The following is a 17,989-nucleotide window of genomic DNA, read 5'->3' as shown; positions in this document are numbered from 1 at the left end:
CACGATTTAGGAAATCGTTTTCTTAAACCTATTATAGCAAGACTTTTGCATTTGTAAAGAGGGAAATGTATACGTTTACATTATTCATCTTGGAAGATAACATTATTGGGTGTCACAGATATCGCTCCATGAGTACCTTTGAACACAATTTCATCGCCTACAAAATCTATAGAATAATTTTTGTTTTTTGTTCTAAATTCAATGAATCGCTTCACATTTTCATGATAATCGCGATATGTCTTCACAAATGACCAATCAATCTGATTGACCGCATCTGGTAAATTATAGGAGTTATGATTTCGGTGTTTATTTCGGAAGAAACTTTGACCAATTTGCATGAAAGGAACACCCTTCGATAAAATCACCAATGCATTTAAAACATCGATTGCCTCAACCTGTTTATGATTTAAAACGACTTTATCCGCAAGTGCATAATTATCGTGACATTCAATGTAATTAATACTTAAAGCAGCCTCAGCGAAAAGATTACGACTCCCCAGAATACTTTCTTTGATAAGCGGCGTTAGCCCTGTATCTACATACCCTAAATTACGAGCATCAGTATCGCCTCCTACAAGATTACGGAATTGATCATTAAAATGTCCGATACCTGGCAAGCTCGCAGTATTTTCCATACTCGCTTTAAGACTATCAGGGAGTCCCGATGCCATATGCCAACCTTCTCCGTATAACGTTGTATTCGGAATGGCTTCTTGAATTGCTAGCATGGTGTCAATGTCCATTATGCCCATCAAATCAAAACGGTAACCATCAATTCTAAATGTCTCGACATAGTAGCGACATGCATCGACGATCATTTTTCGAACCATAGGACGCTCTGAGGCAAGCTCATTTCCGCAGAATGTTCCATGATAATGTTCGAAGACATTGTCATAACGGAAGTAATAGTATGGGACCGTTTGATGAAATGCTGATGGTGCGACTTCATAGACATGATTAAAAACAACGTCAACATTAACTCCTATGCCGTGTTTGTGATAACCATTCACCAATGTGGAAAACTCCGAAATGGCACGAAGTGGGTCATTAGGATCAGTACTGTATGATCCTTCCAATGCCATGTACTGCATTGGGTCATAGCCCCAGTTATAGTTTTCCAAGGGATTGAGTTCGTCAACACTTCCGAAATCATTGATAGGCATCAACTGAATATGGCTAACTCCCATATCGAGGATATGTTGCATCCCATAGTCGCCATGAGATTCCAACATGCCAAGGAACTTACCACGATACTTAAATCCAACATTCGGATCCATTGAAAAATCACGCACCTGCGTTTCCAAAATGACCCCAGAGCGAGACTCAATTGGATTCGTTTCAAGATGCATTTGATTGAAATCAACTACCACACTGGCAGAACCATTCGGCATTGAGGCTTTTGCGTAAATATCAGTCGTGATATTGACGTCCCCATTTACATGAACTTCATAGTTATAAATTGTCCCATGAAGATTTTGTGCAATCGTGTGCGTATAAACACCGTTATCTTTGCGGTGCATTAAAATACGGGCATTATCGATGCGTAAGTATACTGCAATTGCCGTTGGAGCAAAAACACTAAAAGTCGTTTCATCTGCTTCAACGGAACTGCCTAAGCGCTCATGCGTTGCATCAAAGGTAGCATCAAACCAAGACGTATGCACAATACCACGGTAGATGATTGGATAAACTGTTCCAAATTGATCCGTCACAACATGGTCAATGCCCAACTCTAAATTTGGTACGATTCCATTTTCAATGAGAACACCTTGATAATATAAATTTATAGGTTCACGCCATGTTAATTTTCCAAGTGTATCATAGAATACTTTCATGATAATTCTCCTTTGTTATATAGACGCTGCATACTTTAGCAGCAACCGGGAACAAGCCAATTCCCTTCTCATTGATCGTAACCACACCTTCAGTGTGTTCCATTAAATCAACAAATTCTTTTCCTGCATGTTGTTTTCCAACGTACATTTTTTTAATACTATTGTAGCGGTTGCTCATGACGACCGCCCCAGGATAGTCGCCATCAAAACTCCAGCCAATAACATGAGTGTCATCAATCATATCGAACTGTTTACCATTAAGTCGATGCGATACGCGCATCATGCGTGCCAATTTGGGAAGATGCGTTTTATAATCAGGATAAAATACACACGGTACACCTTCTGTACGCAGTAGAATCAATGCATACGCATGATAACGAAACCAATGTTTGACATACGACTCTAGCGATTGGCCGACTTGTGTATCGTGATTGTCCACAAACGTCACTGCATACTCGGGTTGTGTTGCAACAAGTGTGCCATTGAATATTTTTCGTAAATCATAGTTATCCCCAAGAAAACTTGCAATATGAAAGTTAAAGTGTAACGGGACATCAAACAATGACATACTGTACTGTGTTTCTTGAAGATAGTTATGAAGTGCTCGCAAATCAGGACTCCAATATTCACCGACGGCATACTTCGGTGCTTCAGACTGCATTTCCTGAAGCCACTCATCATAAAAGTCAAAATCAATATGCTTAACTGCATCAATTCGATAGCCATCCAAACCAAAACGTTTGGTATACCAGTGACCCCAATCTTTTAAATGTTGGCGCACTTCAGGATTCGACACATCAATATCTGCACCCATAAGGTAGTCATAATTTCCAAGCTCAACATCGATGTTCTCTGACCATGATTTACCATCAAAAAGATAAATTTCGGATGTCTTCGAACGATGATCAAAGTCAACTGCTTTGAAATGATGCTTGTTCCATTTAAAATCCGAATACATATTATTACGATTATCGAAATTAAAAACTGTCCATGCTTCAATCTCTGTTTGGTGCTTCATATTTAAGCGATTCGTTGCATGTGATACCGTTGCATTCACACGCTCAACACCATCAGCACCCATTTTATGATTTAAGACAATATCTGCATAGACTTTAATCTCCTGCGCCTGAAGCGCTTTAATTGCTTGCTCATATTCTGAACATGTTCCATACTTGGTCCGAACCGTGTTCTTTTGATTAAACTCACCAAGATCGTATAAATCATAGACTCCATAGCCAACATCATTGATTCCATTTTTAGCTTTATATGCTGGCGGCAACCAAGATTCTGTAATGCCATCTTGCGCATACTGATAAGCATCACATGCAATTTCTGCCCATAGATTTGTTTCTGGTTTCATATACCACTCAAAATTTTGTAATAAAATACGTTTCATGCAAACCTCCGAGAAAACGTTTTCCTCATGTTCATTATATACAACGCGTGTAAAATTGCAACCAAGAAGCCGTTGAATAAATAGACAATAGCATTACCGATTCCCTTTGTGCCATTAGATTGAAAAAAAAGGTCATTCTTTGACCTTTTTCATTAAATACTCGCGTGCTTCAGAAATAAAATAAAGAGAACCCGTTACAATGATGCTCCCTGTCCCTTGATTCTCAAGGGCCGTATCAATCGCTTGTGTATAGGGTGTCATTGTTTGGACATTTTGATTTTCTGCAAGTTCTTGTGCTCGAGCAGCACGGAAAAAATCAAACTCTGTAACAATCACTGTATCAAATGCTTCCGTAAGTTGATGCACCATATTCCCATATTCTTTATCCTTAAGTGCTGCGAAAACAGCAACATGTGGACGTGGTAAAATTTCAGCACTTTGAACCAAACGTTCAATTCCCATTTCATTGTGTGCACCATCAACGTAAACATTGGGCAATACTTCTTCAAAACGTCCTGCCCATGATGCAAGGCGAACACCGCGTTGAAAGACATCAGCCGCTAACTCCGGAATTATGAACCGCGCGATTGACGCCGCTAAGGCAGCATTGCCGACTTGATAACTACCCTGATTCTTAAGTGTATACGTGACATTTTCATGTTCAAAATAATAGGACTTGTCCACGCGCTTGTAGCGAGGAATGCATAACTGTTTCAGTTTTCCATGGTGGTCGTGCACCGTATTAATCATCACATCCAAAGCTTCTCGATCTTGGATTGTTGTGACAAGCTGCACTCCCTCTTTGATAATACCCGCCTTTTCATGTGCAATTGCTGCAATTGTGTCGCCTAATATTCCTTGGTGATCTAAACCAATGTTCGTAATAGCACATATCTCTGGATTGATTACATTGGTTGCATCCAAACGACCGCCTAAACCTACTTCATAGATAACATAATCGACACCTGCATCTAAAAAATAGAGAATTGAAATCAACATATCAATTTCAAACATGCTTAGGTGATGTTCGTCCCATAGTGGATATGTTTGATTGATATAGTTTAAAAAGATATCATCCGCAATTGGTACATTATTGATGCGAATTCGATCATTGTGAACAATGAGATGCGGCGATGTAAATGTTCCCACACGAAACCCTGCTTCTTGCAAGATTGAGCGTGTGTAGTTTGTAGTTGAACCTTTCCCATTGGTTCCTCCAATATGAATGGTCTGCAGCTGATCTTGAGGATTGCCCATACTTTTTAAAAGTTTTCTAAAATGATCGATGCCGTATGTTTGGTTTTTACGTTGCATCAATGCATCTAAAGCTATATGAATATCGTTATACATTGAGACTCCAATCAATTGGCGTTTCGCCAAGTTCTTCTAAATGATGATTTATGGTTGAGAAAGGGCGCGATCCATTAAATCCGCGATAGGCACCCAACGGTGAAGGATGACTGCTTTCAACAAAAATATGATGCTTTTTTATTAGTGCTTTTTTCTCTTGTGCCTTTTTACCCCACAAGACGAAAACAATTGGTTTATCTTGATTTCCAAGCGTTGCGATAACTGTATCCGTAAATGTCTCCCAGCCTTTTTTTTGATGAGATAACGGTTGACTTTCCTCCACCGTCAAAATTGTATTAAGCATGAAAACACCTTGTTTTGCCCACGAGGATAAATCACCGTGCGTGTTAACGATTCCTAAATCTCGTTCTAATTCTTTATACATATTGATGAGACTTTTCGGAAGTGGGATATCTTTATGTACTGAAAAACTAAGACCCATCGCCTGCCCTGGTTGATGGTACGGGTCTTGTCCCAAAATCACAACCTTTACGTCATCACGCGGGGTATCGTCAAATGCAGCAAAAACATCTTGTTCAGGCGGATAGACTGGGACTTTCAGGCGGCGCTCACGAACAAATTGCGCCAGTGAAATAAAGTAAGGTTTTTCAAATTCTTCTTGAAGTAGTTCTTGCCAAGTACTCATAGATACCTCCATTAAAAAAAGAAGCTTACGCTTCTTTTAGTATATCATTTTTCGCAATCCATTCGTCAGCAAGCTTTTGAATTTCTTCTTGAGCTTTTTTGACATCTATTTTTCCATTATAAAGATCACGCAAAGGTTGCATAATATCGACCTCTGAGTACAACGTACGTGCGAGCACATTAGGATTGTTATCCAATGCCATGACAGGCGGAGTATCGCTAGTATTGTAAGCAAAAATTCGTTCTTTCGTATGTCTATCTTCAATCTTCAATTCATCAATATATGTTTTATGATAGACTGGAATTTTTCCTGTGGATGCATTGTGAATTGAGACAGCTTCTGGCGAACGCAGAATTCGAATGACTTCTGCTGTAGCTGAAGGATACTGTACATCTTTTGAAACGACATAACCATCTGTCTCTGCCATCGGTGATAAACGGTGATCTTGATAGGATGGGAATGGTGCATAGACATATTTTTGTCCTGTGCTTTCCTCATATTGTGCAGCCATGTCAAAATCGTTAATAATTGTGAAAAGAGCTCGGTTTTCATAGAACGCTTTTTCATACTGCCATGTTAACTCTTCAGCAACATTCCGTTTAACTGTAGGAACTACTGGTGTTTTCACATCAGAATCTCCATCTGTTGTTGTAGCCTGGTCTGTGTTTGTTTCGGTCGTGTTTTCAGAATCACTTGGTTTATCTGTAGTGGTGCTTGGTTTTTGAGCATCCGCTTCGCCATCTTTTGCATTTGCATGATTATCTTGTTTTGTTTCTGTTGGAATTGGCGCATTGGGATCCGGGAAATCTTTAGCAACTGTTCGATCCCAGACGATATCTCCCATCGCATCAATGAGTTCTAGCCCTTCTCGGAACTCACGTGTATTAAATCCAGGATTGGATCCTTTTTTAGTGAAATTCAATGTCCAACGACCCGCCGTTAACATTGGATAAAAACTTTGTTGATCGGTGAAAGTCAAAGGAAAAATAACATCTACTTGTTCATTCAATGTTTTACTTTGATTCATGATTTTTGTCCATGAATCAAAAACATCCGGGAGTCCTGATGTATCACTGTCTTCGATATTATAGCCAAGTGATTTCATTAAGGTCTCATTGTATGCAAAAGTCGGACCAGAGATACTATTTTGAATAAAATAATAGCCCGTCAAGTTAATGGTATCTTGTATTTGAACAGGGATTTTCGATCCAACGATCGAGTCGAGTTTCCCACCCATATCATGAAATTTATCAAGGAAGTACGCTGCATCATTCTGCTTTGTTACCAAAATATCTGTTTGAAATGGTTCATTCAATTGCTTTGCAGTTAGTGGGGCTGCAACTTCGTACGTGATGGCATCAATATGATTAGGATGTGCCTCATTCCATGTCGCAACGACATATTCACCCAATGCTTCACTTTCGACTTGAATCTTTAATGTTGCATTCTCTTCGATCAAGAAGCGTTCTGTTTCTTTGTCATAACAAACCGATTGTCCATCTAAAGTACATCGGTTCGCAATCACAAAGTACGATGTTGCAAATAAAGCCACAACTAAAACAAGGACAATCCCTATTATTGTGGGTTTATTTTGTTTCATCGTACATCACCAATCTCTCTAATAGTTGTATTTTACGTTTACGCAATGCTGTTAAGTCTGAAGCGCCAATCAGCACCATGAGTTTCCTTAAATCCTCAAGGAAAAGTTCGACTTCATCAAACATTGCATCTGTTTCTAAGTGTGCTGCTTTGAGGAAGTATCCTGAAATACCAACACCATGCGCTCCCAATCGGAGCAGTTTCATGACATCCAAGGGATTCGTTACACCACCTGAGGCTAACATCTGTGCTTGATGGTGATAAGGCTGCGTCATAAGTAAGGATTCAACCGGTGTTAAACCCCAATCCGCAAGATAATCATAACGTTTTCGTTCAGAACGAGCATTTTCAATCATGATGAAATTGGTACCACCGCGACCACTTACATCAACATAGCGTACGCCGCGATCAAGCAATTGACGGACTGTTTCATCACTCATGCCAAAGCCTACTTCTTTAACGATTACAGGAACATCAACACTGCGAATAATTGCCTCAATATGATCCAACCAGTGTGCAAAGTCACGGTCACCTTCATCCATTGTAATTTCTTGCGCAATATTAATGTGGATACCCAAAGCATCTGCTTTAATCATTTGAATCGCACGGATTGCATCGTCGACCGATGCATTCGCATTAATATTACCAATAATAAATCCATCTGGGTTTGTTTCACGAACAATTGAAAAGCTTGGAATTTGTGATGCGTCGTCCAGGGCAACATGCTGCGAACCAACGGCCATTGCAAGACCAAAATGCTTCGCAATCATTGCGAGTTTTTGATTAATTTCGCGTGTTTTATCACTACCACCCGTCATCGCATTAATATAAACCGGATACTCAAAAGCATGGCCAAAATAATGGCTGCTTAAGTCAACATCCGAAAAATTCATATTCGGTAAACTATTGTGGATAAAACGCACTAACTCAAAATCGTTTTTGAAACCGTTTTGTTCCAATGCATGTGCGACGTGATCGTCTTTTCGTTGGGATCGTATACTACTCATAATGTCTAAATACCTCTACATCTAATGATACAATATCATTTTTTTTCCATTCCATGTCTAATTTGATAATTTTTTCATAATTATGGGACTCATAAATTGCGATTCCGCAGTCGCCACCACCAGATCCAGAGATTTTCGCACCTAAGTTTAAGATTTCTGCTTTTTCAATAAGAGCTGTTAGTGCTACCGTTTCAATATCAAGTTGAGTCCATGACGCAACTGCTTGCATCCATTTACGGTAATGATGCATTGATGATCGAATACCTTCATAACTATTTTCTTGCCAAGCATTAATAAATGTATCTACGCACGATTTAGATCCTAACAATAATGCTCGGTACGTCAAAGGATCCTCATCTGCACGTCGATAGTACGTTTTAAGATATGAGACCGTTCTATTGACGGACTGTGTCCAGCCAACATGAATTTTAAAATTATCATCTTGCAACGGTTCAATCTTAAGAAGGGGCCATTCTAGATGGAGAATTTCTGATGAAGACTGATGAGTTTTCAGCCACTGGACATCATAGCGTTCATAGATAATCAGACCACCAAAGACCGCAGCCGCCAAATCACCACCAGAACTCAATTCATGCATCTCAAGTTGTGCTAGTACCGCCATCTTAAATAGTTCTATTTTTGATATCGAAATTTGGTAAAAATCAAGGATCGATGCAATTACCGCAACTATCACAACTCCTGATGAACCAAATCCATACTTCTGATGATTGACTGATTCTAGTTCGCTTTCAATAGTGAGGTGAAACGGTTCTTGAAGTGGATAAAAACGATTGACAGTACGCAATGCTGTAGACACATAACGCATACCTTCAGTATCAGTTAAGAGCGTCTTACCTGATAACTGACCATACTGGCTCACGATTGTAAATTCATCAGCCGCGTAAATTTCCGTAATAATTGTTTTATCAACAGCCATTACAACTGATGGAAATCCTGGTTCCATCACTGCATATTCGCCCATTAAGAACAATTTTCCAGGGAATTTCATAAAACAATTAGACCTGATCCTGACTTACAAACAACTGTTGTAACTGTTGGTGGCAGTGATTCTAAAATTGAATCTACATGAGCTGCAGTTGTCATAATTTTGACGTTTGGTCCTGCGTCCATTGTAAAGTATGCTGGAATTGATTTTTGGAGTTGACGGACCCGATTCATAATTTCTACCGTCATTGGTTCAAAATACCACATATTCACCGCCATTAAAGAGGCATGCATTTTCAATGCATTGGTCTGTGCAATTTCACCGACACGGTCGATATCATGATTTTTGACAGCTTCTTCAAGTTGCACAAGATCTGCTTCTGTTGATGCAACCCATGATTCATAATATGGTGAATCTGCCACGGTTGTGTTCATGGCATCCGTACTCGAAAAAGGTTTTATCTGATCATTTAAGATACAAACAATCATTCTAAAATCAGACCAGGGTTCCATGGCTATTGGTTCGGCAAAACTGTCTTCATCAGAAGTCCCACGATTCCATCGTACGAAATCCCCGTAGACCGATCGTGACGCACTTCCCGATCCCAAACGAGCAAGTCTTGATATTTCCCTATCGTCGAGATTTAAGTCTAAAGTCGCAGCTTTAGCGAGCGCAGCAAAAGCTGACGCACTTGATGCGAGTCCTGCTTCTTTCGGTACATGATTTTCCGATATGATGCGGGCATACTCTTGAATACCGTATCGTTCACGAATTCGGTCCATAAACCAATAAACGCGTTGACTGGTTTTATCATCAACCCATTCTCCATCCAACATGAATTGGTCTTGTCTTAATGAAGCATCGTATTCAACCCGTGTTTCAGTATAAAATTGATCGAGTGTCAATGACAAACTTGAATTATGTGGAATTTTTAACGCATTGTCTTTTTTGCCCCAATACTTAATCAGCGCAATGTTTGTATGTGCACGAACTGTTTTCATATTACACCATTTCCCTTAAGTGATATTGCCATGTCTGAACTGCTCCATGACCTGTTAAGACTGCTGAGATTTCCGAGGCAACTGTTAAATTAGGAGCAAGTGCAATCATGCATCCACCTTGACCACTACCCGTCAATTTAGCACCGACTGCACCAGCACGACGCGCTGCATTAACTAAAGTATCCAAAGTCGGTTCAGACACACCAAAGAGGCGCAATATCTCATGTGCACGGTTCATTGCTTCACCTACACTCGCAATATCATTGAGTTCAAGGCCACGGACAGTTTTCATTGCTAGTTGTGTAAACTCATCCAAATAAGGTTTCATTTTTTCAGGTTCACATTCCAGTTGAGTTCCAAAAGTAGCAACTGCTTCTTTTGTATTTCCTAATACACCTGTATCTGCAACAACCAAGTAACCATCCATGTTCATCGCGATTGAGTCCATGAGTTTATCGCGTTCAAATAACGTTGGTACACCACGTGTAATTGTGTTTGCATCCAAGCCACTTGGATTAAGATGGTGAATTGACTCCGCCACCAAAACAAGTTCTTTCATAATATCTTCTGTAATTTTAATCTCAAAAGCATCGAACAATGCACGGACAATCGATACAGATACTGCCGCACTGGACCCGAGTCCTCGTGAAGCTGGAAGCATTGAATTGATGTTGATATCAATATTCACATTTTCTTTATTTAAATATTTTAAAACAGCATGAATTAAGGCAGTTATTCCTTCTATCGATTCTGGTGCTGTGTTCAATTTGCCTGTATAAAAGACACAATCTATGGTTGATTCAGATTGAGTTATTGTTACTGTTGTTTCAATTTTCGCAGCATAAAAAGGTAAAGCAATTGCTGGTTTACCATAAACAACAGCATGCTCACCAATCAAGATTATTTTTCCTGTTGCGATTCCGATTCCAATTTGATTCATATTTACCATCCGTATCTATTATACATCATTTTATTTACAAATAATCGCTTCACATAAATTCATGAAATTACATAAAGAAAACTCTCTAGCCTAGATGGTTAGAGAGTTAGTGTTAGATACGTTCAATATCTGTGTATGAAATTTCAGTAGGTGTTTCACGTCCAAAGAGAATTGTAAGAACCATCGCTGACTGTGAATCATCATTCATACTGTCAACTGTACCTTCGATTCCGGCAAACGGTCCGGATAAAATTCGAACTGTATCTCCAATTTCGAAATCTACGATAAGTTTTTGATCACTCATACCCATACGTTGTAAGATTGATTCAATTTCTTCTGGCGAAACTGGGAACGGCTTCGCTCCACCACCTGATGATCCGATAAATCCTGTGACACCTGGTGTATTACGTACAACATACCATGCTTCATCAGTCATAATCATTTCAACGAAAAGGTATCCTGGGAAAAGATTGCGCATCTTCTCTACTTTTTTACCATTTTTATATTCAATTTCTTTTTCTTCAGCAACAAGAATGCGGAATAATGAATCCTCAATTCCCATTGACTCAACACGTCGTTCTAAATTTTCCTTAACACGGTTTTCATGACCAGCATAAGTATTAACGACATACCATTGTTTATCTTCCATAGTTTATTATCCACCAATTCCAAGTAATTTTAATGCTTCGATTGACACAATTTCTGTGAATAGGAAATAGACTACAAAGAAAAGAATAAACGAAATCGCAATAACCGTATTGCTTGAAAGTTCTTTTCGGCTTGGCCAATGGATTTTACGAATTTCTTCTTTAATTCCTGCAATTGTAAACCAACTCATAACTAAAACCTCCTATTTAGAATCGCGATGCAATGTATGTTTTCCGCATCGTTTGCAAAACTTTTTAATCTCTAAACGCTCACTTGCGTTTGTATGATTTCGACTTGTTGAGTAGTTTCTTGAGAGACACTCTGTACAAATTAGAATCACTTTTTCTCTTTTGTTTGACATTATAAAAAAACCCACTTTCGTGCTCTATAACTTTATCATAATCGAAACTGAGTGTCAATTTGATACGTTATCTTGATACGATCATTCTTGATTTTATAATTTAAAATGATGATAAAGATTATTCCTTTATCATCATCTTTATTATTTACTGTATTCCGATGACTTATGAACCATCCTACGTACTTTTTGCAAAGTATTATCAATCTGCTTTTTACTAATGTTTAGCAGCTCAGAAATTTCGACATAACCATAACCTGCCTCACGAAGGTTATAAACGGTTCGATCGACTTCACTCAGACCATCTAAGATTCTATTGAGGTCGCTCAGTGCTTCATAGTAGTGTGACATAAATTGCGGATCTTTACGAACATCTTTTTCAATGAGGATATCACTAAGAAAAAGTGACGCATCTTCATTTATTGTCATATCTAAAGAGCGTTTTGAATCTAAAAGTGTGTATGACTTTCCACGACACTTGCGAAGACTGCTTTGAATATGTGAATCGATACAGATGGCTATAAAATGCGCAAGGCCTACATCCATGCTCTCTTTATACATATAAATCGCTTCGATGAAGCCTAATGACGCATTCTGAAATACATCATCGATACCAATACCTTGCGGTGAGTACATTCGCCAATAAACATGAGTGCGTTTCCATATAAGACCTTTGTAATTATTCATTAATGTAGTTAGTGCTTCTGTATGATTCTGTCGAATCATGTAAAGATATTCATAATCTCCAGGCATTAATAACTCCTATCTTATTTTAGTAAGTTTCGACGTCTGACGATTTCAAAGAGAAGGATACCTGTCGCAACAGAGACATTTAAAGAGTTAACAGTACCAAACATTGGGATTGTCGTGAGAATATCACATTCTTTTTTCATGAGTCGAGATATTCCTTTGCCTTCTGAACCTACGACTAATGCGATTGGCATGTCAACATTGAACTGATCATACGATACTGCATCCACTGCATTTTCTGCAGCAACAACCCAATATCCTTGTTGTTTGAGGTACTGAACCGTTTGAACTAAGTTGGTAACCTGTGCCACTGGTACTGTATTAATCGCACCTGTTGATACCTTCGCAACGGTAGCAGTTAAACTCACACTTCGATGTTTACCAATAACAACACCATCCACACCCGCAGCATCTGAACTTCGTAAAATGGCTCCAAGATTGTGTGGGTCTTCCAATTGATCGCAGACAACAATTAACTTATGTTTTGCATTTTCAACAATCGTTTCAATGTCAGCGTAACGATAGTCTTGGATTTCAATGACAGCTCCTTGATGGACGCCTTTTACCATTTTGTCCAAACGGAATTTATCCACAAATTGGACATTGATGTTCTTTTCTTTTGCAATCGCTACAATTTCGGGATAACTCCCTTTATTGAACAAATAGACGTTCTTGGGTTTTTGACCACTCTTTAAGTATGCTGTTACTGTATTTTTTCCAAAGATATATTCTGACATTATAGTTCTACCGTTTCTATGAACGCGTTCCACAATTGGTCCAGTCGTTCAGTTTGTTGTGTTTCATAGAGATATCCCCAAAGTGATTCGAATCCCGTTGCAATGCGATAGGTTGTCACATCTGCATTTTTTGCTATCGATGTACTTTTGGCATTTCGACCACGTTTATACATTACCATTTCTTCTTCGGTTAATGCATCGTTCTCTAAAAGATTTTTCATGAACAGTGCTTGCGATTTTGCACTGACAAATCGTGTTGATAATTCTTGCAGTTGTTTTGTTTTCGTGATTCCTTGCGCAACTAAATGTTGGCGCACTTGAAGCGAAAGAACAGCATCCCCAATAAATGCTAAAACGTTTCCAGAGAGCTGTGACATTAGATTAAACCTCGTTCTATGAGTGCTGCGCGTGCATTATCTGCGGCTTCAAAATCTTTTGCTTGTTTGGCCTCATTCCATTTCGCAAAAAGTCCTTTATCCGATTCTGTAAGGGTAATTCTTGGAATTTTTACTCCAAGGATATTTATCATTTTTTCTACCGTTTGTACATAATCGCTTACCACTTGCGCATCAATTTCCTTCGTTCGTAAGGCTTGATTGAGCGCCTTCACTGCATCAAAGAGAACCATTGTCGCATTCGCCACATTCATGTCATCTTTTAATGCATCTAAAAACGCATCATATAAAGCAACATCATAACTTTCCATTATTTCAACATTAGCAAGTTCCAAGGCGATGTACGCTTTGTTGAGTCCTTGTTCAATTTTTTGAAGTTCTTTCCGCGATTGTTCCACAAGCGCATCAGTTATATTGAGAACGAGTCGATAATGTGTTGATAAGAGTACCCAACGTGTAAGATTAGAACCCAATGTATCAATATACTCTTGCGCCCATTGAACATTCCCCAAAGATTTACTCATTTTAGCACCATCAAGATTCAACATTGCATTATGAACCCAATAGTTCGCTAAATCATGATTATGAATTGCTTTGGATTGTGCTGATTCATTTTCATGGTGTGGGAATTTTAAATCCTGACCACCACCGTGAATATCAATACGCTCTTGCTTAAACTCATCATTAATCATTACGACACACTCAGTATGCCACCCAGGACGTCCTTTTCCCCATGGTGAATCCCATTTGATACCGTCATCATTAGTATACTTCCATAAGGCAAAATCAAGTGGATTTTCTTTATTAGTATTTTCTTCAATTCTCGCACCGACCATTAAATCTTCAATACGTTGCGAGGAGATTTCTCCATAATCTTTAACTTTAGTTACTCGGAAGTAAACATCACCTTTGGCTTCATAAGCAAACCCTTTATCGACAAGCTCTGCGATAAACTCAATAATTCGATCCATCGTTTCAGTTACTTTAGGTGTTGCATCGATTCCTTCTGCATGTAATTCAGTACGAACTTTATTATAGGCATCAATGTAACGTTGTGTAATAACTGTTTCATCTACACCTTCATGTTGTGCTTTTTTAATAATATTATCGTCAACATCTGTAAAGTTCGAAACCATCTTCACATCGTAGCCAATTGCATCAAGAATGCGTCGCAGCAAATCGAAAACAACAATAGGTCTTGCGTTTCCAATATGGGGGTGATTGTACACTGTTGGTCCACAGACATACATCATCACTTTGCCAGGTTCAATCGGGCTAAATGTCTCTATTTTATTATGTTTTGAATTGTATAGTTTCATGGGACCTCCAGTAGTATGTATCGTTATACATTTCTATAGTGTTAAGTATACACCATTGCAGTCTATCTTTCCTACTTTGATTGTATTCTTCTTTTGGATTTATAGGCATAAAAAAGATACAGCAGGCGCTGTATCTTTAAAGGTTAATTGTCTATCAATTAGAATTTTGAAGCAACGTGGTGTGCTGTACGTACTAATTGGTTTGTATATGACATTTCGTTGTCATACCATGCAGCAACTTTAACCAAGTTTACACCACCAAGTGTTGTAACTTTAGTTTGTGTTGCGTCAAATAGTGAACCGTAAGCCATACCGATTACGTCTGATGATACGATTGGATCTTCAGTATATCCGTATGATTCGTTAACTGCTGCTTTCATAGCTGCGTTAATTGCTTCTACTGTTACGTCTTTTTCAACAACAGCAACAAGTTCTGTGATTGAACCTGTGATAACTGGAACACGGTGTGCTCCACCATCTAATTTACCTTGTAACTCAGGGATTACTAAACCGATTGCTTTAGCTGCTCCTGTTGAGTTAGGAATGATGTTTTCTGCTGCTGCACGAGCACGACGTAAATCACCTTTTGGATGAGGACCGTCTAATGTGTTTTGGTCGTTTGTGTAAGCATGAATTGTTGTCATTGTTCCACTTACGATACCAAATTGGTCTTGTAATACTTTAGCCATTGGAGCTAAGCAGTTTGTTGTACATGAAGCACCTGAGATGATTGTTTCTGAACCGTCTAAGATGTCGTGGTTTGTGTTGTAAACAACTGTTTTGATGTTTCCTGTTGCTGGAGCTGAAATGATAACTTTACGTGCTCCTGCTTCAAGGTGAAGTCCAGCTTTTTCTTCAGTTGTGAAGATTCCTGTACTTTCGATAACTACGTCGATTCCTAATTCTTTCCAAGGTAAGTTTTTAGGATCACGTTCGCTAAGAACTTTGATTTCTTTTCCGTCGATTACGAATGCACCGTCTTTAACTTCGATTTCTTTATCGAAACGTCCTTGTGCTGAATCATATTTTAACAAGTGAGCTAATGTTGCTGCATCTGTTAAATCGTTGATTGCTACGATTTCCATATCTTCTGAACCGATCATTAAGCGTGTTGCCAAACGTCCAATACGGCCAAAACCGTTAATTGCTACTTTTACTGCCATAGTCTATAAATCCTCCTTATTGACCTTTATATTATATACCATTGGTATCTATTGTCAATTGTGATACTGCTATCAATCTAGTAAAAATCCCTATTCCATAGTGGCTTTCCGAACGCATTGAAGCCAGAGTATGAACTAATAATTTTTATGTGAAATAGGCGTTCGAATAATTGTTTATCATTTATACGGGCTAAAAGAAAGTGTTTCTTAACTCTTTTCGCATCTGGAATGAGTCGATTAATATGTTCAGAAACAGATGTTTGAAGAATAATCCGTGATTTCCCTCTTGATAGAAATGACAGCATTCTTAACAAGTGCCCACTCTTTTCATAGATACACTCTCGTATTTTCATGAAGCTACCTTTGTTCTCATAGATTGCATAGCCAACAAGAATCCCATTTTCGCTAAATCCAATAATCCCACCACGAATCGAATCTAATTCTTTCTTCATGGCTTCAAAACTTGATACATCACGAATAAAGTATCCAGTAAAATGCTTCATAAAACGATTATATACACTCACTAAATCTTGACTCACGGGATCCAAAACAATTCCCTCAACGCCTAACTCAGGAAGTGATGACGCTTGAATATTGTACTCCATTATTTCTACAACAGGCTCAAAGCCGATGCCTTCATATTTTCGTGCATCGCTCGATTGGAGCAATGTTACCAACTCTTCATGCGATGATGCCGCAACAAGTTCTTCTAAGATTGTTTCATCTTCATCTTCTATATCGATGATATATGAAGCTTTCAACCGTTTACCATGAAGTTCGAGTACTTTGGGCATAATGACTGCATGACCCATTTTGCTGGATTCATTTTGAAACACAAACGTATTATCATGCGTTAAAAAGGATCCGATTGCTATCGAATCCACATTCTCATGGACCTCTCGTTCAAACTTAGCTTTTAGATCGGCAAGATCTGTTGGGTTTGCATGGCGTAACATAGAATACCTCCAAAACGATTAATTTTTATCGTCTACTTCATGTTCGGTAAATTCAACATCAATGACATCACCTTTAGGTCGTTGCGTTGATTGATTTTGATACTGTGAATTGCTTTGGTTGTTTGTATACTGCGTATATTGTTGATTTTGTTGTGGTTGTTTTTCTCGACGGATTACGCCAAAAACTCTCAGAATTGTATAGACTAACCAAATGACTAAAAATATTCCCACTAACTGCGGCAATAGCATCACAAAAACCACCATAATTAGTAATAAAATTAAATAACTCATAATATACCACCTTTCGCACATTATATCATGAAAAAACAGATGTCAGAGTGATTATCGCAACATTCACGCAACCATCACATAATGTAGTCTTTAGCGAGGATTGCATACATCTCGATATCGACATAGTGGCCACGTTCAAACTCATAATCGCGTAATAATCCCTCACGCACAAATCCATTCTTTTCAAGGACACGACGCGAACCAATGTTTAATGGATCAATTACCGCTTGAACACGATTGTAGTAATATTGATTAAAGCAGTGATAAAGCACTGTCTGAATTGCGTCAGTCATGATTCCTTTTCCCCAATATGCTTTATCTAATTGATATCCCATTTCGACCCGGTTATTTTTAGGATCAAATCCAAAAACACCAATGTTACCAATATACATGTCATGTTCATCAGCAATAACCCATCTAAAACCTGTTTTTGTTGCCGAGAGTTCATGAAACCAATCAAGTTCATGATACGCTTGTTCAATACTTGTATATGCTTCCGTTCCATAATATTCCATGACATCTTCATCACAGGATACCTCAAAAAGGCGTTGGGCATCGGACGGCTTTGCTTCTCGTAATGTAAAAATCATTTCGTAATGATGTCTCCTTGTCATGTAATTCTAAAGAAGTCTTAAGCATTGCTTAAGACTTC

20 protein-coding genes are annotated in these 17,989 nt (G+C 38.6%); all 20 read right to left on the bottom strand.

The window, feature by feature from the left end:
* Nucleotides 1-80: 80 nt before the first annotated feature.
* Nucleotides 81-1,835 carry an alpha-amylase family glycosyl hydrolase gene (locus GVV20_RS05020; RefSeq protein ID WP_159741305.1) on the bottom strand — a complete coding sequence of 585 codons (1,755 nt, stop codon included), beginning with the start codon at nt 1,833-1,835 and terminating at the stop codon, nt 81-83.
* On the bottom strand, nt 1,819-3,231 hold the full coding sequence (locus GVV20_RS05015; protein ID WP_159741306.1) for an alpha-amylase: 1,413 nt from the start codon (nt 3,229-3,231) through the stop codon (nt 1,819-1,821). The genes GVV20_RS05020 and GVV20_RS05015 overlap by 17 nt, the downstream gene beginning before the upstream one ends.
* A 132-nt stretch (nt 3,232-3,363) precedes the next feature.
* Nucleotides 3,364-4,581, bottom strand: a complete 1,218-nt coding sequence (locus tag GVV20_RS05010) for a bifunctional folylpolyglutamate synthase/dihydrofolate synthase (RefSeq protein ID WP_159741307.1) — start codon at nt 4,579-4,581, stop codon at nt 3,364-3,366.
* Entirely contained in the window at nt 4,574-5,239 is a 666-nt protein-coding gene (gene ung, locus GVV20_RS05005) for a uracil-DNA glycosylase (RefSeq protein ID WP_328597878.1), read from the bottom strand. Before ung ends, GVV20_RS05010 begins: the two co-directional genes overlap by 8 nt.
* Nucleotides 5,240-5,252: 13 nt before the next feature.
* Entirely contained in the window at nt 5,253-6,827 is a 1,575-nt protein-coding gene (locus GVV20_RS05000) for a type 2 periplasmic-binding domain-containing protein (protein ID WP_159741309.1), read from the bottom strand.
* Nucleotides 6,814-7,833: a type 2 isopentenyl-diphosphate Delta-isomerase gene (gene fni, locus GVV20_RS04995; RefSeq protein WP_236261793.1), complete on the bottom strand. Its 1,020-nt coding sequence runs from the start codon at nt 7,831-7,833 to the stop codon at nt 6,814-6,816. The genes GVV20_RS05000 and fni overlap by 14 nt, the downstream gene beginning before the upstream one ends.
* On the bottom strand, nt 7,826-8,842 hold the full coding sequence (locus tag GVV20_RS04990; protein WP_159741310.1) for a phosphomevalonate kinase: 1,017 nt from the start codon (nt 8,840-8,842) through the stop codon (nt 7,826-7,828). The genes fni and GVV20_RS04990 overlap by 8 nt, the downstream gene beginning before the upstream one ends.
* Complete coding sequence (gene mvaD, locus GVV20_RS04985; protein ID WP_159741311.1) at nt 8,839-9,780, bottom strand: diphosphomevalonate decarboxylase; 942 nt, start codon at nt 9,778-9,780, stop codon at nt 8,839-8,841. The genes GVV20_RS04990 and mvaD overlap by 4 nt, the downstream gene beginning before the upstream one ends.
* Nucleotide 9,781: 1 nt before the next feature.
* Nucleotides 9,782-10,720 carry a mevalonate kinase gene (gene mvk, locus GVV20_RS04980; protein WP_159741312.1) on the bottom strand — a complete coding sequence of 313 codons (939 nt, stop codon included), beginning with the start codon at nt 10,718-10,720 and terminating at the stop codon, nt 9,782-9,784.
* 112 nt (nt 10,721-10,832) lie between these two features.
* Nucleotides 10,833-11,369: a transcription termination/antitermination protein NusG gene (nusG, locus tag GVV20_RS04975; protein WP_159637702.1), complete on the bottom strand. Its 537-nt coding sequence runs from the start codon at nt 11,367-11,369 to the stop codon at nt 10,833-10,835.
* Nucleotides 11,370-11,375: 6 nt separating this feature from the next.
* A complete protein-coding gene (gene secE / locus GVV20_RS04970) occupies nt 11,376-11,558 on the bottom strand; it encodes a preprotein translocase subunit SecE (protein ID WP_159637704.1) in 183 nt (60 codons plus the stop codon).
* 12 nt (nt 11,559-11,570) lie between these two features.
* Nucleotides 11,571-11,729, bottom strand: coding sequence for a 50S ribosomal protein L33 (gene rpmG / locus GVV20_RS04965; RefSeq protein ID WP_159637706.1), 159 nt, complete (start codon nt 11,727-11,729; stop codon nt 11,571-11,573).
* 141 nt (nt 11,730-11,870) lie between these two features.
* Nucleotides 11,871-12,479, bottom strand: coding sequence for a sigma-70 family RNA polymerase sigma factor (locus GVV20_RS04960; RefSeq protein WP_159741665.1), 609 nt, complete (start codon nt 12,477-12,479; stop codon nt 11,871-11,873).
* A gap of 14 nt (nt 12,480-12,493) precedes the next feature.
* Nucleotides 12,494-13,213, bottom strand: a complete 720-nt coding sequence (rlmB, locus tag GVV20_RS04955; RefSeq protein ID WP_159741666.1) for a 23S rRNA (guanosine(2251)-2'-O)-methyltransferase RlmB — start codon at nt 13,211-13,213, stop codon at nt 12,494-12,496.
* Entirely contained in the window at nt 13,213-13,590 is a 378-nt protein-coding gene (locus GVV20_RS04950; RefSeq protein ID WP_159649800.1) for a Mini-ribonuclease 3, read from the bottom strand. The genes rlmB and GVV20_RS04950 overlap by 1 nt, the downstream gene beginning before the upstream one ends.
* Complete coding sequence (gene cysS, locus GVV20_RS04945; protein ID WP_159741667.1) at nt 13,590-14,927, bottom strand: cysteine--tRNA ligase; 1,338 nt, start codon at nt 14,925-14,927, stop codon at nt 13,590-13,592. The genes GVV20_RS04950 and cysS overlap by 1 nt, the downstream gene beginning before the upstream one ends.
* A gap of 158 nt (nt 14,928-15,085) precedes the next feature.
* Nucleotides 15,086-16,090, bottom strand: coding sequence for a type I glyceraldehyde-3-phosphate dehydrogenase (gene gap / locus GVV20_RS04940; RefSeq protein ID WP_159741740.1), 1,005 nt, complete (start codon nt 16,088-16,090; stop codon nt 15,086-15,088).
* Between the two features lie 77 nt (nt 16,091-16,167).
* Nucleotides 16,168-17,046 (bottom strand): GNAT family N-acetyltransferase, encoded by an 879-nt coding sequence (locus tag GVV20_RS04935; protein ID WP_159741575.1) that lies wholly within the window; start codon nt 17,044-17,046, stop codon nt 16,168-16,170.
* An 18-nt stretch (nt 17,047-17,064) separates the two neighbouring features.
* Nucleotides 17,065-17,337 (bottom strand): DUF4834 family protein, encoded by a 273-nt coding sequence (locus GVV20_RS04930; RefSeq protein WP_159637720.1) that lies wholly within the window; start codon nt 17,335-17,337, stop codon nt 17,065-17,067.
* Nucleotides 17,338-17,411: 74 nt separating this feature from the next.
* Nucleotides 17,412-17,927: a GNAT family N-acetyltransferase gene (locus tag GVV20_RS04925; protein WP_159741576.1), complete on the bottom strand. Its 516-nt coding sequence runs from the start codon at nt 17,925-17,927 to the stop codon at nt 17,412-17,414.
* Nucleotides 17,928-17,989 lie beyond the last annotated feature (62 nt).

Source organism: Erysipelothrix aquatica, assembly GCF_009828775.2.
GTDB classification, from domain to species: domain Bacteria; phylum Bacillota_I; class Bacilli_A; order Erysipelotrichales; family Erysipelotrichaceae; genus Erysipelothrix; species Erysipelothrix aquatica.
Note: the sequence above shows the minus strand (reverse complement) of the source record. Positions and strands in the feature narration are given on the sequence as shown.

Excerpts from the sequence above, each read along its gene's own strand:
- GVV20_RS05020 (WP_159741305.1), bottom strand. The coding sequence starts at position 1,835 with ATGAAAGTATTCTATGATACACTTGGAAAATTAACATGGCGTGAACCT.
- GVV20_RS05015 (WP_159741306.1), bottom strand. The coding sequence starts at position 3,231 with ATGAAACGTATTTTATTACAAAATTTTGAGTGGTATATGAAACCAGAA.
- GVV20_RS05010 (WP_159741307.1), bottom strand. The coding sequence starts at position 4,581 with ATGTATAACGATATTCATATAGCTTTAGATGCATTGATGCAACGTAAA.
- ung (WP_328597878.1), bottom strand. The coding sequence starts at position 5,239 with ATGGAGGTATCTATGAGTACTTGGCAAGAACTACTTCAAGAAGAATTT.
- GVV20_RS05000 (WP_159741309.1), bottom strand. The coding sequence starts at position 6,827 with ATGAAACAAAATAAACCCACAATAATAGGGATTGTCCTTGTTTTAGTT.
- fni (WP_236261793.1), bottom strand. The coding sequence starts at position 7,833 with ATGAGTAGTATACGATCCCAACGAAAAGACGATCACGTCGCACATGCA.
- GVV20_RS04990 (WP_159741310.1), bottom strand. The coding sequence starts at position 8,842 with ATGAAATTCCCTGGAAAATTGTTCTTAATGGGCGAATATGCAGTGATG.
- mvaD (WP_159741311.1), bottom strand. The coding sequence starts at position 9,780 with ATGAAAACAGTTCGTGCACATACAAACATTGCGCTGATTAAGTATTGG.
- mvk (WP_159741312.1), bottom strand. The coding sequence starts at position 10,720 with ATGAATCAAATTGGAATCGGAATCGCAACAGGAAAAATAATCTTGATT.
- nusG (WP_159637702.1), bottom strand. The coding sequence starts at position 11,369 with ATGGAAGATAAACAATGGTATGTCGTTAATACTTATGCTGGTCATGAA.
- secE (WP_159637704.1), bottom strand. The coding sequence starts at position 11,558 with ATGAGTTGGTTTACAATTGCAGGAATTAAAGAAGAAATTCGTAAAATC.
- rpmG (WP_159637706.1), bottom strand. The coding sequence starts at position 11,729 with ATGTCAAACAAAAGAGAAAAAGTGATTCTAATTTGTACAGAGTGTCTC.
- GVV20_RS04960 (WP_159741665.1), bottom strand. The coding sequence starts at position 12,479 with ATGCCTGGAGATTATGAATATCTTTACATGATTCGACAGAATCATACA.
- rlmB (WP_159741666.1), bottom strand. The coding sequence starts at position 13,213 with ATGTCAGAATATATCTTTGGAAAAAATACAGTAACAGCATACTTAAAG.
- GVV20_RS04950 (WP_159649800.1), bottom strand. The coding sequence starts at position 13,590 with ATGTCACAGCTCTCTGGAAACGTTTTAGCATTTATTGGGGATGCTGTT.
- cysS (WP_159741667.1), bottom strand. The coding sequence starts at position 14,927 with ATGAAACTATACAATTCAAAACATAATAAAATAGAGACATTTAGCCCG.
- gap (WP_159741740.1), bottom strand. The coding sequence starts at position 16,090 with ATGGCAGTAAAAGTAGCAATTAACGGTTTTGGCCGTATTGGACGTTTG.
- GVV20_RS04935 (WP_159741575.1), bottom strand. The coding sequence starts at position 17,046 with ATGTTACGCCATGCAAACCCAACAGATCTTGCCGATCTAAAAGCTAAG.
- GVV20_RS04930 (WP_159637720.1), bottom strand. The coding sequence starts at position 17,337 with ATGAGTTATTTAATTTTATTACTAATTATGGTGGTTTTTGTGATGCTA.
- GVV20_RS04925 (WP_159741576.1), bottom strand. The coding sequence starts at position 17,927 with ATGATTTTTACATTACGAGAAGCAAAGCCGTCCGATGCCCAACGCCTT.